Here is a 25174-nt window from a genome sequence, read left to right as displayed (position 1 = left end):
TCACCCCGGAGGCACTGTGGGTACCATACAAAACGCGATGCCCGCGACTGGAGGTAACGGCAAGAACCGCGCGGCGGTTTCCTCCTGGGACCGGCTACTTCCGCCGGTGGGGCGTCTTCCCCGGGATCCAGCCGGCGCGCTGCACACCGACCGCGCCCTCGGGCACGAAGTCTCCGAAGTACTCGGCCTCAATCCCGGCCTCGGCGAGCATCTCCCTGGTCCGCTGCTGGCGCGTTCGCGCGATGACGGTATCGACCCTGCCCTCGTCACCGGCGCGGCCCGTTCGGCCGGCCCGGTGCACGTAGGTCTTCGCGTCGTCGGGCGGATCCGCCTGCAGCACGAGATCCACGTCGTCGACGTGAATGCCGCGGGCGGCGACATCGGTGGCCACGAGCACCCGGGACTTCCCCGAGGCGAAGCGCTCGAGGTTGCGCTCCCTCCGCGACTGCGACAGGTCACCGTGCAGGGCGATCGCGTCGATCCCCTCCTCGGTGAACCGCTCCGTGAGGGCCTCCGCGAAAGCGCGGGTTCGGCAGAACACCATGATCCGGCCCGGTTCCCGAACGAGCTGGAGCAGCGCGCGTTCCTTGTCCTCGCGCAGCACCACGAGCACGCGGTGCGCAACCCTGCCGGCCTTCGCCTCCTCCGCCTCGTGCACCGCGGGATCGCGCAGGAACTCGTCGACGAGCTCCTGGACGGCCGTGTCGAGGGTCGCAGAGAACAGCAACCGCTGCCCGCGCCGCGCCGTCTCGCGCAGCACCCGCTGCACGGGTTCAAGGAACCCCAGATCGCACATGTGATCGGCCTCGTCGATCACCGTCACGACGACCTCACGGAGATCAAGCTTCCGCCGATTCACGAGATCCTGCACCCGGCCTGGGGTGCCGATCACGATATCGATCCCACGGGAGAGCGCGTGGATCTGCGGGTCGAGCGGCTGCCCGCCGACCAGCTGCGCGGTGTAAAAACCGACGGCCCTGGCGAGCGGCTGGACCGTCCGGTCGATCTGCAGGGCGAGCTCGCGGGTCGGGGCGAGGATCAGGGCCTTGGGCTTGCGCGTCGCGGCGCGGCCCGGCTTCGCACTGCGCTCGGTGCGCTCGCCGCGCTTCGGCTTCGCCGCCGCGGCGTCGGCCGCGAACGCGCCCTCCGCCTTCAGCTTGAGCAGCCGCTCCACGAGGCCTGCGCCGAACGCGATCGTCTTGCCCGAACCGGTGCGAGCACGCCCGAGCACGTCACGACCCGCGATCGTGTCCGGGATCGTCGCCACCTGAATGGGGAATGGCCGGTCGGCGCCGAGTTCGCCGAGGACTCGCTGGAGGTTGCCGCCGAGGCCGAGCGCCGCGAACGAGGTCTTCCTCGCCTCCGCGGCGGTCGTCACCCTTGCCCGCGGCAGCGGCTTCGCCCTCCCCCGCTGGGCAGGCGCCGGCTGCGAGGCCTGAGTCCGCTGACGCTGCTCGCGGTGGTCCCGACCCCGGCCCAGGCCCTGATCCCGGTCGCGATTTCGGTCGCGATTCCGATCCTGATCCTGTCCGCGATCGCGATCCCGATCGCGGTCCCGCGCCCGGTCCCGATCTCCGTCGCGAGCCGCTCGCCCGTCCGCAGCATCGCCGCGCCGCGGCTTGCCCTGCCCCTGCGCGCCGTCGGCGAAGCGCTGTCCTCGGAACTTGCTCTTCGGCTTTCGGCCGGGCTCATAGTTCGCCGGGGCTTTGAAACCGCCGCGCTTGCGCTGGGCCACGCTACTCCTCCTCGTCGGAAGCCGAGCGCTTGGACCCCGGCTCCTCGTCCGTCTCCTGAGTAGCCTGCCACAGGAGCTGCTCCCAGCTCAGCAGTCCGTCACCGGGCGCGGCTGAAGCCCCGGCCGCCCCGAGGGGACCGGCCCGGTCAGGGTGCGGAGCGTCCTCGTTGCGCGTGTCCTCGGGTTCCTCGTCTGCGACCAGGTCTTCGTCACTCAGCGCTCCCGGACCCGGTGCGGCCTCGGGAGCGGGGTCGTCCGCGGCCTCGGGTTCGTCCGCGGCCTCGGCCTCACGCAGGATCGCTTCGATGGACGCTGCGCCCTCCGTCGCATGGGACTCACCGTCCGCTTCCGGCGAGGCAGCCTCGGAGGCTTCGGCGGCGGGAACCTCGGTCGCGGGGTCCTCCGCCTCCTCGGTCGATTCGGACTCGGACTCGGCCCAGACCTCGGCCTCGGTCTCGGTCTCGGCGTGACCCTCGGCGGCCTCGGGACGGTTGCGGCGGCTGGCCCGCTCCGCGACCTCGGGGGCGGCGAGTCCCGCCCGCATGAGCTCATCGAGGATCGCGAGACGGGTCGTCGCGTCGGCGACTTCTTCTCCCCCGACCAGGAGATTCTCCATCGTCGGCGGGCCCGTGACGATGGCGGAATCGGTACCGGAATCGGCACCGCCGTTGGAAGCAGAATCGAGATCGGAATCGGAATCGGAATCGGGATCGCGGTCGGAATCGGAGGCGACTGGAGCGTCGACCTCGGCTCCCGCTTCGTCGTCGGCGTCCCGACCGGCCGCTGCACCCGGGGCGCCGCCCCGCTCGCTCGGGCTCGCGTGCTCGGCTGAAGCGCCGTTGTCCTCCCGGTCGCGAGCCTGCTCGGCACCGGAGACCTGGTCAGGATCAGGATCGCCAGCCGCGCTGGCGAGCGGGGTCGCTGAGGCCAGCTCCGCCGGCGTGACTTCCGGCGCTCGGTCCTGATCCTGGTGGCGTTCGGAGACCCCACCGGGAGAGGCAGCGAGATCATCAGCGGAGGACCCCGCCTCCGCTGCGGGGCGTTCCCCCGGCTCCGCGTCCTGGCTCGGCTCACCGGCCGGCGCGCCGCCGCCGATGCCCGAACCGGCTGCGGCGAGCGCGCCGGCCCCGACGGCTGCGGCTCCGGCGACCCGGCCCTCGCGCTTCCTGGCGCGCTTCTCGGCGCTGCGCTCGCGGGCCCGCTCGACCGCGTAGTACAGCGTCGGCAGCACCACGAGCGTGAGCACCGTCGACGAGAGCAGGCCGCCGATCACGACGACCGCGAGCGGCTGCGAGATGAACCCGCCGTGGCCGGTGATCCCGAGGCCCATGGGCGTGAGCGCGAGGATCGTCGCGAGCGCCGTCATCACGATCGGGCGGAGCCTCTGGAGCGATCCGTGCACCACGGCGTCGTACAGTCCGTCGCCGCGCCTGCGGTACTGGTTCACGAGGTCGATGAGCACGATCGCGTTGGTCACCACGATGCCGACGAGCATCAGCACGCCGATCAGGGAGGCGACGCCGAGCGGGATGCCCGTGGCGATGAGGAGCAGCAGCGCGCCGGTCGCGGCGAACGGGACCGAGATGAGCAGCAGCAGCGGCTGCAGCAGACTGCGGAACGTCGCCACCATCACCACGTAGACGATGAGCACGGCTGCGAGCAGCGCGATCCCGAGTTGTCTGAAGGCGTCGGCCTGCTGGGACATGACACCGCCGGCCTTCGCGGTCGCACCGGCGGGGAGTTTCGCCTGGTCGAGCGCGGTCGCGACGGACGCGCTCGCGGTGGTGAGGTCATCGCCCTGCGGCAGCGCGGAGACGGTCACGGTGCGCGCGCCGTCCTCGGTCGTGATGCTCACCGGGCCGTCGGCGACCTCGACCTTGGCGAGCGCGCTGAGGCTCTGCTCGCCCGTCGCGGTCTGCACCTTCAATGCCTTCACGCCAGCCAGATCGGTCGGCGGCGCGTCGGACGCGAGGTAGACGGCGACGTTGTCGGCGTCGATCGTGATCTGCCCGATCTGGGTCGGCTGCATCGCTTGCGCCACCTGTCCGGCGAGCGCGGCCTCCGACAGTCCGGCCTTCGCCGCGGCCTCGCGGTCGACCTCGATCGCGAGGTAGGGGCGCGATTGGGCGAGATCGCTCTGCACCTGCTTCAGCCCCTCGGCGTCCTTGAGCTTCGCGAGGACCACGTCGCTCGCCTTCGCGAGGGTCTCCTGATCCGGGGCCGTCACGTTGACCTGGATCTCGCTGCTCGCGGTCATCCCGCCGCCGGACTGGGCGATCGCGAAGTCCCCAGCATCGTCGAGCTGTGCAGCGGCCTTGCGGATCTTGTCCTGCAGGACCGCCTGATCAGCGTCGGGAGACGTCGACAGCGAGTAGTTGATGGTGCCGTCGCCGCCACCGCCGAAGATCGCCGCCATGCCGGTTCCCGCCGAACCGATCGTGACCTGCACGGTCTCGATGTCCTTCATCCCCTTCAGGGCGTCCTCGACCCGCTTCACCTGCGCGAGCTGGGCGTCGAGGCTCGTTCCGGGCGCGAGCGTCTGCACGAGGCCGATCTCGTTCTGGCCGTCCTCGCCCATGTAGTTCGTCTTCATGAGGGGCGTCGCCGCCATCGTGCCAACGAACACCGCGATGGCGATGATCAGCGTGATCGCGGGCCGCTTCAGGGTCCAGGTGATCACGGGACGGTATCCACGCTGCAGTGCGTTGAGGCGTACCGGCTCGGTCGACGAGGTCCGGGCGTCGGCCGCGTGCGCGCCGTGCGTGGCCTCGGGTGCCTCGGGAGCCTCGGAGATCTCAGACGTCTTTGGCGCCTCAATCGCGCCCTCGGACGCGCCCGCCGACGCGGCGCGCTTCCCGCGGCGCGACCGCTTCGCCGTGGCCTCCGGGCGCAGGAACCAGTAGGCGAGCACGGGCACGATCGTGAGCGAGACGAGGAGCGACGCCGCCAGCGCGATCGTCACGGTGAACGCGAACGGACGGAACATCTCCCCGACCATGCCGTCCACGAACGCCATCGGCAGGAACACCGCGACCGTCGTCACGGTGGACGCCGTGATCGCCCCCGCGACCTCGCGCACCGCCGTAATGATCGTCGCGGCGCGATCCGGCCCGTCCGCCAGGTGGCGCTTGATGTTCTCGATGACCACGATCGAGTCGTCGACGACGCGGCCGATCGAGATCGTCAGTGCGCCGAGCGTCAGCATGTTGAGCGAGTACTCGGCGAAGTTGAGCCCGACGAAGGTGAGCAGCACCGAGGTCGGGATCGAGATCGCCGTCACGAGCGTCGCCCGCACGGACATCAGGAAGACGAGGATCACGAGCACGGCGAAGAGCAGGCCGAGCATGCCCTCGACCGCGAGGGTCTCGATCGACTGCTCGACATAGGGCGCCTGATCGAAAATGACGGTGAGCTTCGCGCCGTCGAGCTGATCCTGCAGTTCGTCGAGCTTCTGCTGCACCGCGTGCGAGACGTCGACCGTGTTCGCGGCGGACATCTTCGTCACGGCGATCGACAGCGCCTCCGCGCCGTTGACCCGGGAGATGCTCGTCACGGGGCCGGGGCCCTCTACGACCTTCGCGACCTCACCGATCTTCGCCACGGCGGTCGATCGGGGCGCTGACGGCGCCTGAGCCTGCTGCTCGGCCTGCGCCTGGAGCTGCGCCTGCTGCGCCGGATCGCCGCCCTCTGCCTGCGCCTGCCGGGCGGCGTCGGCCGCCTGGGCCTGCTGCTGCGCCTGCGCTGCGGCCTGCTGCTCCGCGGCGATCGACGCCGCGCTCCGCGGGATCGGCAGATCCGCGATCGCCTTCGCCGAGGTGATCTCCGAGCCCGCCTGCACCGCGAGCGTCTGGTCACCGTCGTCGACCGTTCCCGCGGCGACGAGCACCCCGCTCTGCTGGAGGGCATCGGTGATCGACTGCGTCGTCAGACCCTGATCGGCGAGCTTTTTCGAGTCCGGCGTGATGGTGATGCGGTTGACAGGGGCGCCCGACAGCTGGGCGTCCCGCACGCCGTCGAGGTCGCTGAGCTTCGGCGTGACGAGGCGCGTGATGAGCGCGGCCGTCTGCTCGCTCGTCTGGCCGGAGCCGGGGGTGACGGCGATCTGGATCACCGGGAAGTCGTCGATACTTCCCGAGAGCACCTGCGAGTCGGCCGCAGCCGGCAGCTGCTTCGAGATCCGGCTGATCGCGCGCTCGACCTTCTGCTCCGTCGAGGGAAGATCGATCCCATAGGTGAACTGCGCCACGACCATCGATGACCCCGTGGTCGATGTGGCGTTCGTCGATTCGAGCTGCGGAACGCCCTTTAGCGCCGTTTCGATCGGCCCGGAAACGTCCTTGTTCACCACCTCGGGCGAGGCACCCGGATAGCTCGTGACGATCGCGATCGCCGGGTACTGCACCGACGGCATGAGCTCCTGTTTGAGGGAGCTCACCCCGATCAGCCCGAACACGGCCGCCACGATGGTCACGAGCGCGATGAGCGCGCGGTTCTTCAGGCTGAACGCCGTCAACAGGTGCATGGGGCGATTATCCCACGCAGCCTCAGGCTCGGCGCGCGCTGAAACCCTCGATCTCACCCCCGACCTGGGACTCTCACCGAGCCGATCGGGCTCGGAACGGTGCGGGGAGCCCCCGGCGCCCGCTCTCGGGAGACCCTGAGAACACCCCGCGCGCGTTCGGGTGGATAATAACGGAATGCCGCAGTCCCGCACCGCTCGCACGCTCGGAGCGACCACCCCAGCAGACTTCCAACGCCTCGCCGAACTTCGGCGCATGCAGGCCATCGCCGTCGGGCTGCTGATCTTCATGGCGATCGTCTTCGTCGTGTCGTTCGCGCTGCAGGATCGCTTCCCCGCGTTCGGCTACGTTCGCGCGGCGAGCGAGGGCGGCATGGTCGGCGGCCTCGCCGACTGGTTCGCGGTGACCGCCCTCTTCCGACGCCCGCTCGGCCTCCCCATCCCCCACACCAACCTGATCTCGGCGAAAAAGGACGACATCGGAGAGGGGCTCGGCTCGTTCATCGAAGAGAACTTCCTCGCGGACGATGTGGTGCACGGCAAGCTCTCCGAGATCAGCGGTGCCCGCATGGCGGGCGAGTGGCTGTCGCAGCGCAAGAACGCGGAGCGCGCGGGATCCGCCGTCGCGAGCGCCGGGCTCGGCGCTCTCACCGTACTCAACGACGACGACGTACGCGACCTCATCGAGTCCCTGGTGCGCAAGCATGTCGTGGAGCCGGAGTGGGGGCCGCTGCTCGGCCGCGCCACCGAGACCTTCGTCGGCGGGGAGCACCACGAGACCCTCGTCGACGTGGCCGCCGAGCGCATGGAGGAGTGGCTCATCGACCACCCGGAGGCCTTCGATCGCGTGGCGTCCTCCAGACTCCCCGGATGGGTGCCGAGCGTCGTGGACCGCTTCGTCGATCAGCGCCTCCACGCGGAGGCCGTGCGCTTCTGCCGCGCCGTCGCAGAGGACCGGCAGCACCCGCTTCGGATCGCGATCTCCCGCTTCCTCACCGACCTCTCGCGCGACCTGCAGGAGCAGGAGCGGCTCCAGGAGCAGCTCGAGAGCTTCAAGCACGAGGTGTTCGACAGCCCGCGGATCCGGGCGCTCGCCGCAAGCACCTGGGAGTCGGCCCGCGCTGCACTCGTGGAGATGCTGGAGGATCCGCGGAGCGAATTGCGCACCCGGATCGTTTCAGCCAGCCAGGACTTCGGGCACCGGCTCCTCGATGACCCGACGCTGCAGTACAAGATCGATGTCTGGGTGATGGATGTCGTCGAGCACCTCGTCCGCACCTACCGCCACGATCTCGCGAGCGTGGTGACGGAGACGGTCCAGCGCTGGGATGCGCAGGAGGCCGCCGAGAAGATCGAGCTTCAGGTGGGCAAAGATCTCCAGTTCATCCGTCTGAACGGAACGGTGGTGGGCTCCCTCGCCGGGCTCGCGATCTACACGATCGCGACGCTCGTGATCGCCCCGCTCACCGCGGGCTGATCGGGCCCGGGGCTCAGGCCGTCGGCGCAGGCCCGCGGCCCAGGCCTGCGAGACGAACGCCCCGCATACCCCGTCGCGAGCGGTGTGTTTGCCCCTACTCCTTTGCGAAGGCCACCGGGAGGAGCATGTCCTGCACCCGGTCCTTCGTCGCGGTGTGATCCGCTCGGGTCGAGATCGCGCAGCGGGTGACGCGGCAGTCGAGCCCATCGCCCGTCGCCTCCGGAACCGTCAGGGTGACGCTGAATGCGCCGTCCCGCTCAAAGGAGTGCGTCGCGAAGGCCCGCCAGGCCCAGTCGCTCGTAATCCAGGCGCTCGTGAGCGCCGACTTGTCAACGGTCCCGTCGGTCGCCCCCTTCGGGATCCCTCCGAGACACGGGCCCGGTTTCTCATCAGGGGATCCGGGAATCGCGCAGAACGCGAGGTATATTCCGATTCCGGCATCGAAACCAGTGCCCTTCACCGTGATGCGTTCGCCCGGCGCGATCGCCGCAAGATCCGCCGGTTTACCGTCGGAATCGACCGCTTCGAGGGTCCGTGTGCGCTCGTCCGCACCCTTCGCCGACGCAGAAGAAACGATCTCGGTGGGCACATTTTGCCCTGATCCGCCCGCACTTTGGTGGGTCAAGATGGGGATCGCGATGACCGCTGCAACGACGAGCGCAATGATCGCGATGGCGAGCACGACGAAGAGAATGATCCGGGTCGGACGGCGCTGAGAGGTCACGTCCCCATGGTACCGGCCGCGTTTGAGAGCGATCCGGTCATGCTAGAATCTGCTCCATACGTCTATTTGAATTGGTACCTGCCTCGCGGATCATTTCCCGCGAGGCCCGAATGTGTAAGGGGGTCACGCATGGGGCGCGGCCGTCAGAAGGCAAAGCACACCAAGGTCGCCAGGGAGCTGAAGTACTTCAGCCCCGACACGAACTATTCGGCGCTTGAACGGGAACTCGCTTCGGCATCCGAGCGGGCGAGCGCCGAGGATCCGTGGGCGGAGTACGCCAGCAAGTACAACTCGGACGACGAGGACGAGGACTAGAGCCTCCCTTCCACGCCGGGCCGGCAGGAGCGTGACGTCGTTCCATCACCGTCTCGCAGCGCGATCGCGCACACCCGAATTAGGCGAGCGTCGCTCTTCGCGCGGATCGTCGGGCGAACGGCATTGAACCGACCCGGCCGATCGCCGGGCCGGTTCAGCCACGTCCGGGGAGGACCCGCGAGCCCCTCGGATGCCGCTCGCAGCATTCGAGCGAACTCTCGACGTATTCGCCGACGGGAACTCGAGGCCGACGCGAGAGGGGTGGGGGGGGGGGGGGGGGGGGGGGGCCCCCCCCCCCCCCCCCCCCCCCCCACCCCTCTCGCGTTCCCCGGTCACGCGCGGGCGCGACCGGAAACGGTTAGCGGCCCTGCGACGCGACCGCGGCGGCGCCTGCTGCAGCGGCCTCGGGGTCGAGGTAGCGGCTCTCGCCAACGGGCGAGCCGTTCTCGTCGATCTCGTAGACGAGCGGCATGCCGGTGGGAATGTTGAGGCCGGCAATGTCCTCGTCGGAGATCCCGTCGAGGTGCTTGACGAGGGCGCGCAGCGAGTTGCCGTGCGCGGTGACGAGCACCGTCTTGCCCGCGTTGAGATCGGGCAGGATCTGACCCTCCCAGTAGGGGACGAGGCGCGCGATGACGTCCTTCAGGCACTCCGTGCGGGGGCGCTCACCGTCGATACCGTCGTAGCGCGGATCGTTCGCCTGCGACCACTCGCTCGCGTCGTCGAGGGCGGGCGGGGGCGTGTCGAAGGAGCGACGCCACTCCATGAACTGCTCCTCGCCGTACTTCTGCAGCGTCTCGGCCTTGTCGAGGCCCTGCAGCGCACCGTAGTGGCGCTCGTTGAGACGCCAGGAGCGGCGGACCGGGATCCACAGGCGATCCGCGCTGTCGAGCGCGAGGTTAGAGGTCTGGATCGCGCGGCTCAGCACCGAGGTGTGCAGCACGTCGGGCAGGATTCCTGCCTCGCGCATGAGCTCGCCGGCGCGGGCGGCCTCGCCGCGCCCCTGCTCCGTGAGTCGCACGTCCACCCAGCCGGTGAACAGGTTCTTCTGGTTCCACTCGCTCTGCCCGTGGCGCAGCAGGATCAGCTTGTTCGTCATGCCTCCAGCCTAGTCGCAGGCGCGGCTCCGTCAGCGCGGGCGACGCGAGAAGTGCGCGCGAATATCCTCGCGGCGGGTGGCGCCGGCGTCGCGCGGCACGATGATCTCCTGGGCTGCTGCCACGACGGCGGTGCCGGGCGAGGCCGGATCGGCTGCGTCCTCCCCCACGCGAACCTCGAGCGCCGCATCCTCGGCGACCGAGCGCTTGAGCAGGGCGAGCGCAATGCCGCCCCACTCGTGGTGGAGCGCGGCACGAGTGACCCGGCCAACGGGACGCGCGGTCTCGCCGCCGATCTCCCCCGCGGCGTACACGAGCGCGCCATCGGGCGGGAGCTCGCCGCCCGAGCCGTCCAGGTGCAGCAGCACGAGCCGCCGGGGCGGATGGCCCAGGTTGTGCACCTTCGCGATCGTCTCCTGGCCGCGGTAGCAGCCCTTGTTCAGGTGCACGGCCGTCCGCAGCCAGTCGAGCTCATGCGGGATCGCGCGCTCGTCGACGTCGCCGTGCTGGGTCGGACGCCAGGCGCGAACCTCGAGCGCGTCGAGCGCGAGCAGGCCGGCGGCACGGATCGCCCCGCCGCCCGCTTCGTCGCCAGCGTTCCCGTCGCCGCGGGACGCGACCACGGCAGCGACATCGGCGAGGCGCCCCCGCGGGAACACGAAGTGCACCGCGTTCCAGTCGGCACCCGGATGCGCCTCGTCGGCGCGCGCGTACTGGGTTCCGCCCGAGACGACCTCAGCCCACGGGTCCCGCCACTCCGCCGTCGGATCGAGCGCCCGCAGCGAGGCGGCCGCTGGCCCGCCGTCGAAGGCGAGCACCGCCGCGAGTTCCTCGCTGAGATCCTGCACCTCGACGCGCAGCGCGAAGCGCATGCGCGAGAGGTACGACGCGAGCGGCTCGGCCTGTCCCTCGTCGACGAGGAGCAGACTCCGCTCGCCGTCATCCACGAGCCGGAAGGCGGTCTCGATGCGTCCGTTCGCGTCGAGCAGCAGCGATTCGGTGCTCTCACCAGCGGGGAGCCCGGTCAATCGCTGGCTCGTCATCGAGTGCAACCAGCTCAGGCGGTCCGGTCCCGAGACGGACACGATCCCGCGGTGGGACAGGTCGACCACGGCCGCGCCGGCCTCGAGCGCGCGCTGCTCCACGAGGGGCTCACCGTAGTGCTGCGCGACCCCCTCGGGACCCGCGATCGCGCCGGGAAGCGACAGGAACGGGTTCATTTCATCCCCCGATCGGCGCTGCAGAGACTAGCGCTGACCCTTGAAGAGCTTGTAGATGACCGTGCCGGACACCCACGCGATCGCCAGCGAAGCCAGACCGAGGAGTCCGAGAAAGAAGAGTTCGAGAGCGAGAAGCATGCCGCCAGTCTAGCCGATCACGGGAACAGGATCGCGACGACATCGATCACCGCGATGACGAGCACCGACCCGGCGACGCTCGCGGCGACGCGCGTGATGAATCCAACCCGCTGCGCCGTGCCCAACTGCAGGGCGAAGGTGACGAGCGTCGACAGGCCGATCGCGAACACGAGCCACGCGAAGCGGGCCTCACCCGAGGCGAACACCGTGACGAGGATGCCGATCACGGCCGCGACCGCCCACGCGATGATGAGGCGCGGGATGTGCCACGAGTGCGCGGTGGGCATCTCCCTGGCGTTTTGATCGGTCACCAGCCCATCTTCCCACACGCTTCCCGCGCGTGACCCCGTTCCACTGCGTCCCGTGTCTGGCACGAGCACTCGGGGGCCGCGGCCCAAGTACACTGACACTCTGACCGCGAAGGGAGTGCACCGATGCAACTGCTCTGCCTCGCCGACCGCGATCCGGCGGAGTCGCTCCCGGGACTCGACCTGCTCCCGCACGAGCTCCGCACCTCGCCGCTCTCTGTCCGAGTTCCCGAGACGATGGCCGCCCGCTTCGACGCGATCCTCATCGACGGCGCGCTCGACGCCCGCAGGGCCCGCGCCGCCTGCCTCGCCCTCGCCGAGGGGGTCGCGACGCCCCGGATCGTGGTGCTGCCGGAGGTCGCGCTCACCGCACTCACCCCCGAGTGGGGCGTCAGCGAGCTGCTGCTCCCCACGGCCAGCCCCGCGGAAATCGAGGTCAGGCTGCGCCTCCTCGCGCGCGACGAACCGGAGTCGAAACCCCAGACGGTCCAGTCCTCCGGTGTCCTCATCGACGAGGCGAACTTCACCGCGCGGCTGTTCGGCCAGCCGCTCGACCTCACCTATAAGGAATTCGAGCTGCTGCACTTCCTCGCCGCGAACCCCGATCGGGTGTTCACGCGGGATCAACTGCTCAGCGAGGTGTGGGGAACCGATTACTTCGGCGGCACGCGAACCGTCGACGTCCACGTGCGTCGCCTTCGGGCGAAGCTCGGCGACCACGAGGGACTCATCAGCACCGTGCGCGGCGTCGGTTACGGCTTCGCGCGCACCAGGAGCGAGGAGGGGCAGTAATGCACGAGCACAGCGGACCGGCGGACGTGCGCGCGAGCGTCGGGGCGGACGAGACCACGATCGCGGCGGCGCGACGGATCGCGGCCGAGGCGGAGTCCTTCGACGGCACTCCCCCGATCTCGGATCAGGCCCTGCTGGAGGCCGCACAGGGGCGGAGAACCCTCGTGCTGTTCTCCGAGCCGGACGCAGACGGCGAGAGCGAGCCCGCCCCCGTCGCGGCCGGCATCGTCGGCGAGGACGAGATCGACCTGGTGGTGACCCCGGACGCACGCGGGCGGGGCATCGGCCGCACCGCGCTCACCGCGCTGCTCTCGCGGCCGGAAGCGGGGCCTGGCGCGCTGCGCTCCTGGGCCCACGGCGACAACCCGGCTGCGGAGGCGCTGCTCACCGGCGCGGGCTTCACCCCGGTGCGCTCCCTGTTCCGGATGGCGCTCGACCCCGCGTTGCTTCCCGATCAGGCCACGGATCCGAGCGCACTCGAGGCGCCAGAGGGCTTCGAACTGCTGGCCTTCGATCCCGAGCACGCCGAACGCGACGCCGCCGCGTGGGTGTCCGCGAACGCCGACGCGTTCTCCGATCACCCGCAGCAGGGGCGGATCACGGTCGACGACTTCAACCTCATGCGCGCCGAGCCCTGGTTTGACCCGGCTGATCTCCTGCTGCTCTGGAAGACCCCGGTCGAAGATGACGCGGAGCTGGCCGGATCGACCTGGGTGAAAACGGTCCGTGCCGAAGGCCACGTCGAGACCGAGCTCTACGCCGTAGGGGTGCGCCCCGCGTTCGGCGGCCGCGGGATCGGCCGTTTTCTCCTCGCCGCGACTCTGGCCCGCATGGCCCAGCACGCCCCGGAGCGGGTCACGCTCTACGTCGACGGCGAGAACACCCGCGCCGTGGAGCTGTACGAGCGGGCCGGGTTCACCATTGATTCACGCAGCCGCCAGTGGGAACGACCCGCGCAGTGGTCCCCCGGTGCCAGAATGGAAGCATGAGCGAAGAGATCAGCCCAGTGGGCGACGCCGAAACCGAGGAGCTCGCCCCCGATCGCTACATCGACCGCGAGCTCAGTTGGCTCGCGTTCAATCAGCGCGTCCTGGAACTCGCCGAGGATCCGACGGTTCCGCTGCTCGAACGCGCGAACTTCCTCGCGATCTTCGCCTCGAATCTCGACGAATTCTTCATGGTGCGCGTGGCGGGGCTGAAGCGCCGCATCATCACGGGACTCGCGGTGCCCACGAACGTGGGCCGCGCCCCCACCGATGTCCTCGCGGACATCAACCGCACGGCGTATGAGCTGCAGCTGCGCCACGCGCGCTGCTTCAGCGACCACGTCCGGCCGGCGCTCGCCGAGGCCGGCATCCGGATCGTCGACTGGAACGAGCTCGACGACGCGGATCGGGAGATCCTCACCGAGTACTACGAGCAGCACATCTACCCCGTGCTGATGCCGCTCGCCGTCGATCCCGCGCACCCGTTCCCTTACATCTCCGGCCGGGCGCTCAACCTGTCGATCCGGGTCCGCAACCCGCGCACGGACAAGGTCGAGTTCGCGCGCCTCAAGGTCCCCCAGATGATCCCGCGGTATGTGCGCGTCGATCGTCGCGAGGACCCGGACAACGTCCGCTTCATCCCGCTCGAGGAACTCATCGCGAACCAGCTCGACGGCCTGTTCCCCGGCATGGAGGTCATGGACGACCACGTGTTCCGGGTGACGCGCAACGAGGACATGGAGATCGAGGAGGACGAGACGGAGAACCTCATCCAGGTGCTCGAGAAGGAGCTGCTCAGGCGGCGTTTCGGGCCGCCGATCCGACTCGAGATCTCGGACGACATGGATCCCGCGACGCTCGACCTCCTCGTGCGCGAGTTCGATATCGATGAGGAGCAGGTCTACACGCTGCCCTCCCCGCTCGATCTTTCCGGGCTGTTCGCCCTGACGGGGATCCAGCGTCCGGACCTCAAGTTCAAGCCGCACATTCCGGTGACGCACCCGCAGTTCCGCACGAGCTCGCCGAGCGAGAAGCCGGACACGCTCGGCGCGATCGCCCGGCGCGAGGTCCTGGTGCACCACCCGTACGAGTCGTTTGCCACCAGCGTGCAGGCGTTCGTTGAGCAGGCCGCGACCGATCCCGACGTGCTCGCGATCAAGCAGACCCTGTACCGCACCTCGGGCGACAGCCCGATCGTCGCGGCGCTCATCAAGGCGGCCGAAGCTGGCAAGCAGGTGCTCGCGCTCGTCGAGGTGAAGGCGCGCTTCGACGAGGAGGCCAACATCACGTGGGCCCGCAAGCTGGAGCAGGCAGGCGTCCACGTCGTCTACGGCCTCGTCGGGCTCAAGACCCACTGCAAGCTCGTGCAGGTGATCCGGGACGAGGGCGGCAGGCTGGCCCACTACTGCCACATCGGCACCGGCAACTACAACCCGAAGACGAGCCGCATCTACGAGGACTTCGGCCTGTTCACGTCCTCGCCCGAGATCGGCCGGGACGTCACGAAGCTGTTCAACGTGCTCTCCGGATACGCGATCGAGACCGACTACGACCGTCTGCTCGTGGCCCCGCTGCAGCTGCGCAGCGGCCTGCTCGAGCGCATCGAGCGCGAGGCGGAGAACGCCCGCGCCGGACGGCCCAGTGGCATCAAGCTCAAGGCGAACTCGATGGTCGACGAGGCGATCATCGACGCCCTCTACCGGGCGAGCCAGGCGGGCGTGCCGATCGAGGTGTGGGTGCGCGGCATCTGCTCGATCCGCGCCGGAGTCCCCGGCCTGTCCGAGAACATCCAGGTGCGGTCCGTGCTCGGCCGCTACCTCGAGCACTCGCGCATCTACGCGTTCGAGAACGACGGCGACCGCGAGGTGTTCATCGGCAGCGCCGACCTCATGCACCGCAACCTCGATCGTCGGATCGAGGTGCTCGTGAAGCTCTCCGATCGCGAGCATCTCGCCCGCATCGACCGCTTCTTCGAGTTCGCCTTCTCCGACGACGTGTCGTCGTGGCGCATGCTCCCGGACGGCACCTGGCTGCGCCGCATCGTCAGCGAGGAGGGCGAGCCGCTCCCCGATCTGCAGGACCTCGTGATGCTGGATCGCACCGAAGCCCGGGCCCGGAGGGCGCGTTGAGTCAAGCTATCCTCGCCGCAGGCACCGTCTGCTGGCGACGCGTCATCGATCCCTCCGGCGACCCCGCCGGCAGGATCATGGTGCTCCTGATCCACCGTACGAAGCAGCGCGACGTCTCCTTCCCGAAGGGGAAGCTCGACCCGGGCGAGAGCATGCCGCAGGCCGCGGTCCGCGAGACCGAGGAGGAAACCGGCCTGAAGATCCACCTGGGCGTGAATCTCGGGACGATCAACTACGCCCTCGGCGCCGGCCGGGAGAAGACGGTGCAGTACTGGGCCGCCGAGGTGACCCCGCAGGCGGCGCTCGCCTCGACATTCACCCCGAACGACGAGGTGCAGGCGCTCGAGTGGGTGCCGCTCGAGGACGCGCGCAAGCGGCTCAGCTACAAGGCCGATCGCGAGCTCTACGACGTGTTCCTCCGGCTCGCGGCGCACGATCTGCTCGAGACGTTCGCGATCACGCTGCTCCGGCACGCGAAGGCCGAGCCGCGCAGCGACCTCTTCCCGGTCGATTCCCTGCGTCCGCTCGCCGATTCCGGAGAGAAGCAGGCGGAGACGCTGCCCCCGATCCTGGAGTGCTTCGGCCCGCGGAGGATCTACTCCTCAGACGCGGTCCGCTGCATGACGACCGTCGGCCCGCTCGCCGAGCATCTCGACCTGCGCATCCGCGCGAAGCGCTCCCTCAGCCAGGACTTCTGGGACGAAGGCGACCTCACGAAGACGCGGAAGCTCATCGGCAAGCTGGTGGCGCGCGGACGCAGCGCCGTGGTGTGCAGTCACCGACCGGTGCTGCCGGACCTCGCTCGCGAGTTGACGCTCGCGACGGGCAGCCTGCCCGGTGAGTATCTGGCGCAGGCGGCAGCGCTTCCCCCCGCGGCCTTCTCGGTCTTCCACATTTCCCGCACCCGTCCTGGTGCGGGAATTCTCGGCGTCGAGACCTATCCGATCAAGCACTAGCGGCACCAGGCGCGCCCCGCGCCGGTCGCTTCTTCAGTAGTGAGCAGCAGCATGACCTCGTCCAATGACGGACGCGAACTCCCGTTCGGCCTCGTCGTCAATCCCCGCTCGGCCCTCGGGAGGGGGAAGCGCGTCGCCGTGCGCGTCGCCCGCGAGCTCGAGGCCGCTGGGATCCCGATCGAGCTGATTTCCGGGGAGGACGCCAACGCGTGCGCCGCCGCCGTTGCCGAGGCCTCCCGGGCAGGTCTGCGCGGGCTGATCCTCGTGGGCGGTGACGGCCTGCTCGGGTTGGTCCTGCAGATCGCCGCGGCCCGCGCGCTCCCGCTCGGGATCGTTCCCGCGGGATCCGGCAATGACTTCGCCCGCAATTTCGGTGTTCCGCGCGGGCATCGCGAGGCCGTCGCGCGGATCCTCGCGAATGAGCGCGCGCCGCACGCCGTGGATCTCGGCGTCGTCCGCTTCCCCGATCCCGGCGCGCCTGGCGGGTTCTCCGAGCGCTGGTTCGCGGGCGGACTTTCGATTGGATTCGATGCGGCGATCAATCGCCGCGCAAACGCGATCCGGCTACCGATCGGGGGTTTCCGTTACCAGCTCGGGCTCGTCGCGGAGATTGTCGCGCTCGCGGCTCGCCCGTTCCGGGTGCGCACGGGCACCCGCGAGCGCGAGTTCGACGGCCTGCTCACGAGCGTCATGAATATCCGCACGCTCGGCGGGGGCATTCCGATCGCCCCGGAGGCCCGCACCGACGACGGGATGCTCGACCTTATCGAGGTGACGGCGTGCTCGAGGCCGCGACTGGTCAGCGTGCTCGGCGTGCTCGCGAGGGGGCGTCACGCCGGCCTTCCCGAGGTGACGTTCGAGACCGTCTCCTCGGCGCGGATCGACGCGCCGGGCGAGATCGCCTACGCGGACGGCGAGCGGGTGGGCGAGGGCCCGTTCGAGGTGCGCGCCGCGCCGGCGGCGATCCGGCTGATGGCCTGATCGCCTCGGTGCTCCGCCGCTACTCCTGCGAGATCAGCCACTCTCGGACGCCCTGCTCGCCGGCCCCCATCGAGTTGACCGTCGCCCGCGTCCGTTCGAGCACTCCGGCGTCGATCTCCTCGGACTGGCACACGCCCTGGGGATGATCCGGCATCACGGAGCACCACGCGTAGCCCGCGGCCATGGTGTTGGTCGCGGCGTTCCACGCGACGTCGTTCGTGGACCACTTCCCATCGGCCTGTTTCGCGAACTGCACGCGCGCCATCAGGAACTCATTGTTCACCCGGTGCTCAGGTGACGCCGACTCGCTGATCGCGTTACCGGTCCCGTAGAGGATCCAGCGGTCGTTGTAGCGTTCGAAGGGCTGCACCGAGTGGGTGTGGTGGTTGTAGATGAAGTCAAACTCCCCGCTGTCCGCGAGCTGGCGCGCGTTCCCGGTCTGCTGCGCGTCGGGAACGACGGAGTACTCGGTCCCGCCGTGCTGGACGCCGATCACGAGCTCCGCACCCATCCCGCGCGCCTGCTGCGCCTTGGCGATCGCGCGCTCCGGGTCGAGACCGAGTTCCTCGCCGCCGTAGTCCACCTGCCAGTCGTGCTCGGCGTTGAGCCCGTTGAGCGAGAAGGTCGAGGTGATGATGGCGATCTTCACGCCGTTCGCCTCGACGATGAGCGGGACATCGCGTTCGCCCTCCGCGCGGTACGTCCCCGTGTGCCGGATGCCCTGAGCTTCGAGCTCATCCAGGGTCCTGATCAGGCCCTCCGTGCCCTGGTCGATCGAGTGGTTCGAGGCGGTCGTGCAGACGTCGTAGCCGAGCTCCCGCACCGCGCCGACGATCTCCCGGGGCGTGCTGAACTCCGGATAGCCGAGGTAGGGGCCGCCCTTCGGAGCGATCGGCGTCTCCATCTGGCAGATCGCGAGATCGGCCCGATCGAGGTATCGCTTCTGGCCGGCGAGCAGCGGCAGGAAGTCGAAGGTCTTGCCGTTCGCGTCCTCGGGAATCGCAAACGGGCTCCACAGGCCCTCATGAAAGAGCAGATCGCCGGTCACCGCCACACTCACGCAGTGTTCGGTGGGGCATGCCGGACCGGCGCCGGGGCGGGCGGTCGGGGTCGGCGCGGGCGTTGCCGCGGGGCTCGGCTTCGTGGCCCTCCCGGATTCCTCCGTCGCCTGTTGTTCAGGCTCGGGAGCGCAGCCGACGAGCACGAGCATCAGGGCGAATGCCGCGCCCGCTGTGGTGAACCTCTTCGTGTTGGTCACCTTGCCAATTGTACGGAGGACCCGGCCGGTCGCCCTGAGTTCACTCGCTGTTCACTTCCCGGAATACCCCGGTACACGCGGACTGCCTACCGTGGACAAGGTGACCGAATGCGGTCTCACCCCGAACGCACAATCCAGATTGGAATCACACCTGTGAAGCTCTCAGCTCTGACCAAGGTCGCGGCCATCGGCGGCATCGCTGCACTCGCGCTCACTTCGTGCGCTGCAAACGAGTCGGGCGGCGACAACGCGGGCGGCGGCGACAAGTCCTCGTCGAACCTCTCCGGTGAGCTCATCGGCGCCGGCGCCTCCTCGCAGGGCTCCGCGCAGGAGGCCTGGATCTCGGCATTCCAGACCGCGCACGAGAAGGTCACGGTCAACTACGACCCGACCGGTTCCGGCGCCGGTCGCGAGACCTTCCAGCAGGGCGCGAGCTCGTTCGCGGGCTCGGACCGCGCCTTCAAGCTCGAAGAGGTCAAGAAGGGCCCGTTCCAGGCCTGCGCCACCGACTCCGGCATCGTCGAGTTCCCCGCCTACATCTCCCCGATCGCGCTCATCTTCAACGTCGAGGGCGTGAAGTCGCTCAAGCTCGACGCCCCCACCGTCGCGAAGATCTTCTCGGGCAAGATCACCAAGTGGAACGACCCGGCGATCGCCTCGCAGAACCCCGACGCCAAGCTCCCCGACTCCAACATCACGGCGGTCCACCGCTCGGATGACTCGGGCACCACGGGCAACTTCACCGACTACCTCGGCGCTGCTGCTCCCAACGACTGGAAGCCCGGCTCGATCGAGACCTGGCCGAAGGAGTTCGGCGGCGAGGGCGCCCAGGGCACCTCGGGTGTCGTCGAGGCCGTCAAGAACGGCGTCGGCACCATCGGCTACGCGGACGCGTCGCGCGCCAAGGACCTCGGCACCGTCGAGATCAAGGTCGGCGAGAAGTACGTCGCCTACACCCCCGAGGCCGCCGCCGCCATCGTCGACGCCTCCGAGTTCGAGACCGGCCGCACCGATCACGACCTCGCGCTCAAGCTCGACCGCACCTCGGACAAGGAGGGCGTCTACCCGATCGTCCTCGTCAGCTACCTCGTCGGCTGCGAGAAGTACGCGAAGCCGGAGAACGCCGAGCTCGTCAAGCAGTACTTCTCCTACATCGTCAGCGAGGAGGGCCAGAAGGCGGCCGCCTCGTCCGCCGGTAACGCCCCGATCTCGAGCTCGCTCCGCGACAAGGTCCAGAAGGCCATCGACGCGATCGCCTGATCCCGCTCGCGCCCCGGGCACGGCCGCACTGGCCGCGCCCGGGGCGCACCCGGGTTCGCGAGCTCCGCAGCAGCTCGCGAATGCAGCCCCGGATCGCTGCGGCCACACCCCGAACGCACTATCTCAGGAGCACGAGTGACCGTCACCTCCGCCTCACACAAGCCGGTGCTGAGCATCGGCGACCGCGTGTTCTCACGCTCGGCGGTCTTCGCCGGCAGCATGATCCTCGTCACGCTCGCGGCCGTCGCGATCTTCCTCATCGTCCGAAGCCTCCCCGCTTTCGTGGCGACCGACAAGAGCGCATCGCTCCTCACCTCGAACTTCTGGGCCTACGTCGGCCCCCTCGTCTTCGGCACGATCTGGGCGGCAACGCTGGCCCTCGTCGTCGCCCTCCCCCTCGCGATCGGCATCGCGCTCTTCATCTCGCACTACGCCCCGCGAAAGCTCGCGCAGGTTCTCGGCTACATCGTCGACCTTCTCGCAGCCGTCCCCAGCGTTGTCTTCGGCCTGTGGGGCATCGGCGTCCTCGCCCCGGCGATTCAGCCGGTGTATGTCTGGCTCAATGAGAACCTCGGCTGGATCCCCTTCTTCTCCGGCACGGTCACCGGAACCGGCCGCACGATCCTCACGGCGTCGCTCGTCCTCGCGGTGATGATCCTGCCGATCATGACCGCGATCTGCCGCGAGGTCTTCCTCCAGGCGCCCGCGCTGCACGAGGAGGCCGCGCTCGCGCTCGGCGCCACGCGCTGGGAGATGATCCGCCTCGCGGTTCTCCCCTTCGGCCGCCCCGGCATCGTCTCCGCCGCAATGCTCGGCCTCGGCCGCGCGCTCGGCGAAACAATGGCCGTCGCGATGGTGCTCTCGGCAACGGGCATGGTTACCTTCAACCTCCTCACCTCTGAGAACCCCTCGACGATCGCGGCAAACATCGCGCTGAAGTTCCCCGAGGCCTACGGCGAGAACATCAACGTCCTCATCGCGACCGGCCTCATCCTCTTCATCGTCACCTTCCTCGTCAACGCAGTGGCGCGCTGGATCATCAGCCGCCGCGCAGAGTTCTCCGGATCGAACTGATGCTGCAGACGAACGAACGCACGAACAAGGGAGACACCCCCGTGTCCATCACCGTCCGCCCCTCGACCGCAGGCTCCGCGCTCGCGGGCAACCGCCTGTCGAAGCGCACCCCGTGGCTCGTCCTCGGGGGCAGCCTCCTGGTCTCGTTCGTCCTCTTCGGACTGATCGCGGCCGCCTCGGGCTCCGAGCTCTCCGTGGTCGGCGCGGTTATCGTCGGCGCGCTCCTCTACCTGCTCGTCATCTCGATCATGTCGACCATGGTCGAGGGCAGCCGCCAGGCGATGGACCGGTTCGTCACCGGCCTCGTGACCGGCGCCTTCCTGCTCGCGATGGTGCCGCTCATTTCGGTGGGCATCACGGTCGTCGCGAACGGCATGGCCCGCTTTGACGCCGAGTTCTTCAACTCCTCGATGCGCAATGTCACCGGCGAGGGCGGCGGCGCACTGCACGCCATGGTGGGCACCCTGCTCATCACGCTCGCGGCGACGATCATCTCGGTGCCGCTCGGCCTCATGACCTCGATCTATCTCGTCGAGTACGGCCGCGGGAAGCTCGCGAAGACCATCACCTTCCTGGTGGACGTCATGACCGGCATCCCGTCGATCGTCGCTGGCCTCTTCGCGTACGCGGTCTTCGCCGTGTTCCTCGGCCCGGGCGTCCGCATGGGCATCGTCGGCGCCGTCGCGCTCTCGGTCCTGATGATCCCGGTCGTGGTGCGCTCGAGCGAGGAGATGCTCCGCCTCGTCCCCAACGACCTGCGCGAGGCCTCCTACGCGCTCGGCGTCCCGAAGTGGCGGACGATCACGAAGATCGTACTTCCCACCTCGATTGCGGGCATCACCACGGGCATCATGCTCGCGATTGCGCGCGTGATCGGCGAGACGGCTCCGCTGCTCATCACCGCCGGCTTCACCGCGACGATGAACTACAACCTGTTCCAGGACCGCATGCAGTCGCTTCCCGTGTACGTCTACACGCAGTTCGCCAACCAGGGCAACCCGGCCTTCGCGTTCCTCGAGCGCTCCTGGGCCGCGGCGCTCCTGCTCATCGTCATCGTGATGGTGCTGAATCTCCTCGCCCGCCTGATCGCACGCTGGTTCGCGCCGAAGACCGGCCGCTAGCCCACCGCGATCACCTCAGAAACAGACTGACCTAAGGAAGAACCCACCGCATGTCGAAGCGCATCGAGGTCGACGACCTCAACGTCTACTACTCGAAGTTCCTCGCGGTCGAGGGCGTCTCGATGAATATCGAGCCGCGCAGCGTCACCGCCTTCATCGGCCCGTCGGGCTGCGGCAAGTCGACGCTGCTCCGCACCCTCAACCGCATGCACGAGGCGATCCCCGGCGCGCACGTCCAGGGCGAGGTTCTCCTCGACGGCGAGGACCTGTACGGCCCCGGCGTCGATCCGGTGCTCGTGCGCCGCCAGGTGGGCATGGTGTTCCAGCGCGCCAACCCGTTCCCCACGATGTCGATCCGCGAGAACGTGCTCGCCGGCGTTCGCCTGAACAACAAGCGCATGTCGAAGTCCGACGCCGACGACCTGGTGGAGCGCTCCCTCGTCGGCGCGAACCTGTGGAACGAGGTCAAGGATCGCCTCGACAAGCCCGGTTCGGGCCTCTCGGGCGGCCAGCAGCAGCGTCTCTGCATCTCGCGCGCCATCGCCGTCTCCCCCGAGGTGCTCCTCATGGACGAGCCCTGCTCGGCCCTCGACCCGATCTCGACGCTCGCGATCGAGGACCTGATCGACGAGCTCAAGCAGGAGTACACGATCGTCATCGTGACGCACAACATGCAGCAGGCCTCCCGCGTCTCCGATCGCACCGCCTTCTTCAACATCGCGGGCACCGGGAAGCCCGGCAAGCTCATCGAGTACGACGAGACGTCGAAGATCTTCTCGACCCCGTCGGTGCAGGCCACGGAGGACTACGTCTCCGGCCGCTTCGGGTAATTCGCTTTTCAGCCGGCACGGGGCTCGTCGATCGCAGAATCGACGAGCCCCGTGCCGTATTCCCACTATTTCGTGATTCACAAGCTACATTCAGCATTCGCTGTTGGCGAGAGGCGTACTGTAGCGCAGTGCGAAATTCCGAATCAGGTTCCAGCCTGGAGAATCCTGGCGAGTACATAGCCCCCACGCGTACCGACCGAGTGACGAAGTGGATGCTCGCAGAAACCGCCGAGCCCCCGGGCACGCACGCCGGTCCTCACGGCCGCCCCGAGCAGGACCGCAGGGCCCACTGGCTCCGAGTCATGTGCCTCACCGGCCTCGACTACTTCTCCACCCTCGGCTACCAGCCCGCCATCGCGGCGCTCGCCGCCGGAGCCGTCGCACCGCTCGCCACGATCGTCCTCGTCACGATCACGCTCGCAGGCGCGCTCCCGGTGTACCGCAGGGTCGCCAAGGAGAGTCCGCACGGCACCGGCTCCATCTCGATGCTCGCGAAGCTCCTCCCCCGATGGGGAGGCAAACTCACCGTTCTCGCCCTGCTCGGCTTCGCCGCGACCGACTTCATGATCACCATGACGCTCTCGACCGCGGACGCCACGGCGCACCTCGTCGAGAACCCCTTCATGCCGAAGGAACTCCGCGGTTCCGAGGTGATCATCACGCTCGCCCTGCTCGCCGGGCTCGGGATCGTCTTCCTGCGCGGCTTCCGCGAGGCGATCCGAATCGCGACCGTCCTCGTCGGCGTCTTTCTCGCCGCGAACCTCGTCGTCATCGCGGTTGCCCTCGTGCAGCTCGTTCAGCACCCCGTCTTCCTCGGCGACTGGTGGGGCGTCCTCACGACGCAGCACGGCAATCCCCTGCTCATGATCGCGATCGCCCTGCTCGTCTTCCCGAAACTGGCGCTCGGCCTCTCGGGTTTCGAGACCGGCGTCGCGGTGATGCCGCAGATCCGTGGCGACCGCGAGGACACCGAACAGAACCCCGCGGGCCGCATCCGCGGTGCGCAGCGTCTGCTCACCACCTCCGCGATCATCATGAGCGCCTTCCTCGTGACGTCGTCGATCGCCACCGTCGCGCTCATCCCCGCGAAGGAGTTCGAGGCGGGCGGCAGCGCATACGGCCGCGCGCTCGCCTATCTCGCGCACGCCTACCTGGGTGAGGGATTCGGAACGTTCTACGACGCGATCACGATCGCGATCCTGTGGTTCGCGGGCGCTTCCGCCATGGCCGGGCTCCTGAACCTCGTACCGCGATACCTGCCGCACTACGGCATGGCCCCCTCGTGGGCGCGCGCGACCCGCCCGCTGGTCATCGTGTTCACGGTGGTCGCGTTCGTGATCACGATCATCTTCCAGGCAAGCGTCGAGGCGCAGGGCGGGGCGTACGCCACCGGTGTCCTCGTCCTCATCACCTCGGCGGCGATCGCGGTAACCCTGTCGGCGCGCAAGCGGCGCGCCCGCAAGTCGACCATCGGCTTCGGGATCATCTCCGTCGTCTTCCTGTACACCACCGTCGCGAACGTCATCGAGCGCCCCGACGGCCTGAAGATCGCGATCTGTTTCATCCTCGGGATCATCGCGGTGAGCTTCATCTCGCGCATTCGACGCTCCACGGAGCTCCGCGCGACCTCGGTGCGGCTCGACCCCGCCGCTGATGCGTTCATCGCCGAGAGCGAGCAGGGTGTCGTACGGCTCATCGCGCACGAGCCCAAGAACCTGTCGCCCGAGCGGTACCGGGAGAAGCTGCAGCACGCGCTCGCCGCCCACAACCTCCCCGACGACGATGTGGTCTTCATCGAGGTCGTCATCGTGGACAGCTCCGACTTCGAGGGAGAACTCGTCGTCCACGGCGAAGTCCGCGAGGGTTTCCGGGTGCTGACGATCCACGGCAGCACCGTCCCGAACACGATCGCGGCCGTGACCCTCCATCTGCGACGCGAGCTCGATTGTATGCCCCACGTGTACTTCCGCTGGACCGAGGGGAAGCCGCTCGCCAACCTGCTCCGCTTCTTCCTCTTCGGCGAGGGAGAGATCGCCGCCGTGACCCGCGAGGTCCTGCGCGAGGCCGAGCCGAACCCGACGAGCCGACCCTGGGTGCACGTCGCGTAGGACGTCTCGATCCTCTGCTGTAAGAGCGCCCCGACCGGGCAGAAAGAAACCGGACCGCAGAACGCCTCTCGGCGGAAGGCCGCTCGAAGCGGCAAAAATTGGAGCCCGGGGTTACTGCGGCCCGGCAGTTTCCAGTGTAACGCAGG

General features: G+C 68.9%; 19 protein-coding genes. 12 read left to right on the top strand and 7 right to left on the bottom strand.

Annotated features, from left to right (window positions below; genetic code table 11):
- Positions 1-94 precede the first annotated feature (94 nt).
- A complete protein-coding gene (locus JD292_RS00445) occupies positions 95-1735 on the bottom strand; it encodes a DEAD/DEAH box helicase (protein ID WP_200130772.1) in 1641 nt (546 codons plus the stop codon).
- A 1-nt stretch (position 1736) separates the two neighbouring features.
- The gene (locus JD292_RS00440) at positions 1737-6257 is read right to left on the bottom strand and encodes an efflux RND transporter permease subunit (RefSeq protein WP_200130771.1); all 4521 of its coding nucleotides are present in this window, start codon (positions 6255-6257) and stop codon (positions 1737-1739) included.
- Positions 6258-6432: 175 nt separating this feature from the next.
- On the opposite strand from JD292_RS00440, the gene JD292_RS00435 reads away from it, so the two are divergent.
- Positions 6433-7731, top strand: coding sequence for a DUF445 domain-containing protein (locus JD292_RS00435; protein WP_200130770.1), 1299 nt, complete (start codon positions 6433-6435; stop codon positions 7729-7731).
- Positions 7732-7825: 94 nt separating this feature from the next.
- On the opposite strand, the gene JD292_RS00430 is transcribed toward JD292_RS00435, so the two are convergent.
- Positions 7826-8455, bottom strand: coding sequence for a hypothetical protein (locus tag JD292_RS00430; RefSeq protein WP_200130769.1), 630 nt, complete (start codon positions 8453-8455; stop codon positions 7826-7828).
- Positions 8456-8584: 129 nt separating this feature from the next.
- Here JD292_RS00430 and JD292_RS00425 point away from each other — a divergent pair, with 129 nt between their 5' ends.
- On the top strand, positions 8585-8770 hold the full coding sequence (locus tag JD292_RS00425) for a DUF3073 domain-containing protein (RefSeq protein WP_200130768.1): 186 nt from the start codon (positions 8585-8587) through the stop codon (positions 8768-8770).
- Between the two features lie 358 nt (positions 8771-9128).
- Here JD292_RS00425 and JD292_RS00420 read toward each other — a convergent pair whose 3' ends face one another.
- The 3 genes from JD292_RS00420 to JD292_RS00410 all read right to left on the bottom strand — a co-directional run bounded on the left by JD292_RS00420 (position 9129) and on the right by JD292_RS00410 (position 11536).
- Complete coding sequence (locus tag JD292_RS00420) at positions 9129-9869, bottom strand: phosphoglyceromutase (RefSeq protein WP_200130767.1); 741 nt, start codon at positions 9867-9869, stop codon at positions 9129-9131.
- A gap of 30 nt (positions 9870-9899) precedes the next feature.
- Complete coding sequence (gene ygfZ / locus JD292_RS00415; RefSeq protein ID WP_200130766.1) at positions 9900-11087, bottom strand: CAF17-like 4Fe-4S cluster assembly/insertion protein YgfZ; 1188 nt, start codon at positions 11085-11087, stop codon at positions 9900-9902.
- Positions 11088-11242: 155 nt separating this feature from the next.
- Positions 11243-11536 carry a hypothetical protein gene (locus JD292_RS00410; protein ID WP_369411093.1) on the bottom strand — a complete coding sequence of 98 codons (294 nt, stop codon included), beginning with the start codon at positions 11534-11536 and terminating at the stop codon, positions 11243-11245.
- A gap of 123 nt (positions 11537-11659) precedes the next feature.
- On the opposite strand from JD292_RS00410, the gene JD292_RS00405 reads away from it, so the two are divergent.
- The 5 genes from JD292_RS00405 to JD292_RS00385 are packed head-to-tail and all read left to right on the top strand — an operon-like array spanning position 11660 to position 17377.
- Positions 11660-12325 carry a winged helix-turn-helix domain-containing protein gene (locus JD292_RS00405; protein ID WP_200130765.1) on the top strand — a complete coding sequence of 222 codons (666 nt, stop codon included), beginning with the start codon at positions 11660-11662 and terminating at the stop codon, positions 12323-12325.
- The gene (mshD, locus tag JD292_RS00400) at positions 12325-13314 is read left to right on the top strand and encodes a mycothiol synthase (RefSeq protein WP_200130764.1); all 990 of its coding nucleotides are present in this window, start codon (positions 12325-12327) and stop codon (positions 13312-13314) included. Before JD292_RS00405 ends, mshD begins: the two co-directional genes overlap by 1 nt.
- Complete coding sequence (locus JD292_RS00395; RefSeq protein WP_200130763.1) at positions 13311-15440, top strand: RNA degradosome polyphosphate kinase; 2130 nt, start codon at positions 13311-13313, stop codon at positions 15438-15440. The genes mshD and JD292_RS00395 overlap by 4 nt, the downstream gene beginning before the upstream one ends.
- Positions 15437-16396: an NUDIX hydrolase gene (locus tag JD292_RS00390; protein ID WP_200130762.1), complete on the top strand. Its 960-nt coding sequence runs from the start codon at positions 15437-15439 to the stop codon at positions 16394-16396. The genes JD292_RS00395 and JD292_RS00390 overlap by 4 nt, the downstream gene beginning before the upstream one ends.
- Before the next feature lie 51 nt (positions 16397-16447).
- A complete protein-coding gene (locus tag JD292_RS00385; RefSeq protein ID WP_200130761.1) occupies positions 16448-17377 on the top strand; it encodes a diacylglycerol/lipid kinase family protein in 930 nt (309 codons plus the stop codon).
- A 19-nt stretch (positions 17378-17396) separates the two neighbouring features.
- Here the strand turns inward: JD292_RS00385 and JD292_RS00380 are convergent, their stop codons facing one another.
- On the bottom strand, positions 17397-18635 hold the full coding sequence (locus tag JD292_RS00380; protein WP_369411092.1) for a CapA family protein: 1239 nt from the start codon (positions 18633-18635) through the stop codon (positions 17397-17399).
- A gap of 153 nt (positions 18636-18788) precedes the next feature.
- Here JD292_RS00380 and pstS point away from each other — a divergent pair, with 153 nt between their 5' ends.
- From pstS to JD292_RS00355, 5 genes are all read left to right on the top strand, one after another.
- The gene (gene pstS, locus JD292_RS00375) at positions 18789-19895 is read left to right on the top strand and encodes a phosphate ABC transporter substrate-binding protein PstS (protein ID WP_200130760.1); all 1107 of its coding nucleotides are present in this window, start codon (positions 18789-18791) and stop codon (positions 19893-19895) included.
- A 135-nt stretch (positions 19896-20030) separates the two neighbouring features.
- On the top strand, positions 20031-20969 hold the full coding sequence (pstC, locus tag JD292_RS00370) for a phosphate ABC transporter permease subunit PstC (RefSeq protein WP_200130759.1): 939 nt from the start codon (positions 20031-20033) through the stop codon (positions 20967-20969).
- Positions 20969-22090, top strand: coding sequence for a phosphate ABC transporter permease PstA (gene pstA / locus JD292_RS00365; protein ID WP_200130758.1), 1122 nt, complete (start codon positions 20969-20971; stop codon positions 22088-22090). The genes pstC and pstA overlap by 1 nt, the downstream gene beginning before the upstream one ends.
- A 50-nt stretch (positions 22091-22140) precedes the next feature.
- Positions 22141-22920 (top strand): phosphate ABC transporter ATP-binding protein PstB, encoded by a 780-nt coding sequence (gene pstB / locus JD292_RS00360; RefSeq protein ID WP_200130757.1) that lies wholly within the window; start codon positions 22141-22143, stop codon positions 22918-22920.
- Positions 22921-23132: 212 nt separating this feature from the next.
- Positions 23133-25028, top strand: a complete 1896-nt coding sequence (locus JD292_RS00355; protein ID WP_233613105.1) for an APC family permease — start codon at positions 23133-23135, stop codon at positions 25026-25028.
- Positions 25029-25174: the final 146 nt, after the last annotated feature.

It is taken from the genome of Leucobacter edaphi, assembly GCF_016522535.1.
GTDB classification, from domain to species: Bacteria; Actinomycetota; Actinomycetes; order Actinomycetales; family Microbacteriaceae; genus Leucobacter; species Leucobacter edaphi.
This window is presented reverse-complemented; position numbering and strand designations above follow the sequence as displayed.

What these genes read in the sequence shown, in the direction of transcription:
- JD292_RS00440 (WP_200130771.1), bottom strand. Translation starts at nt 6,257, where the DNA reads ATGCACCTGTTGACGGCGTTCAGCCTGAAGAACCGCGCGCTCATCGCG.
- JD292_RS00435 (WP_200130770.1), top strand. Translation starts at nt 6,433, where the DNA reads ATGCCGCAGTCCCGCACCGCTCGCACGCTCGGAGCGACCACCCCAGCA.
- JD292_RS00425 (WP_200130768.1), top strand. Translation starts at nt 8,585, where the DNA reads ATGGGGCGCGGCCGTCAGAAGGCAAAGCACACCAAGGTCGCCAGGGAG.
- JD292_RS00420 (WP_200130767.1), bottom strand. Translation starts at nt 9,869, where the DNA reads ATGACGAACAAGCTGATCCTGCTGCGCCACGGGCAGAGCGAGTGGAAC.
- ygfZ (WP_200130766.1), bottom strand. Translation starts at nt 11,087, where the DNA reads ATGAACCCGTTCCTGTCGCTTCCCGGCGCGATCGCGGGTCCCGAGGGG.
- JD292_RS00405 (WP_200130765.1), top strand. Translation starts at nt 11,660, where the DNA reads ATGCAACTGCTCTGCCTCGCCGACCGCGATCCGGCGGAGTCGCTCCCG.
- mshD (WP_200130764.1), top strand. Translation starts at nt 12,325, where the DNA reads ATGCACGAGCACAGCGGACCGGCGGACGTGCGCGCGAGCGTCGGGGCG.
- JD292_RS00395 (WP_200130763.1), top strand. Translation starts at nt 13,311, where the DNA reads ATGAGCGAAGAGATCAGCCCAGTGGGCGACGCCGAAACCGAGGAGCTC.
- JD292_RS00385 (WP_200130761.1), top strand. Translation starts at nt 16,448, where the DNA reads ATGACCTCGTCCAATGACGGACGCGAACTCCCGTTCGGCCTCGTCGTC.
- pstA (WP_200130758.1), top strand. Translation starts at nt 20,969, where the DNA reads ATGCTGCAGACGAACGAACGCACGAACAAGGGAGACACCCCCGTGTCC.
- pstB (WP_200130757.1), top strand. Translation starts at nt 22,141, where the DNA reads ATGTCGAAGCGCATCGAGGTCGACGACCTCAACGTCTACTACTCGAAG.
- JD292_RS00355 (WP_233613105.1), top strand. Translation starts at nt 23,133, where the DNA reads ATGCTCGCAGAAACCGCCGAGCCCCCGGGCACGCACGCCGGTCCTCAC.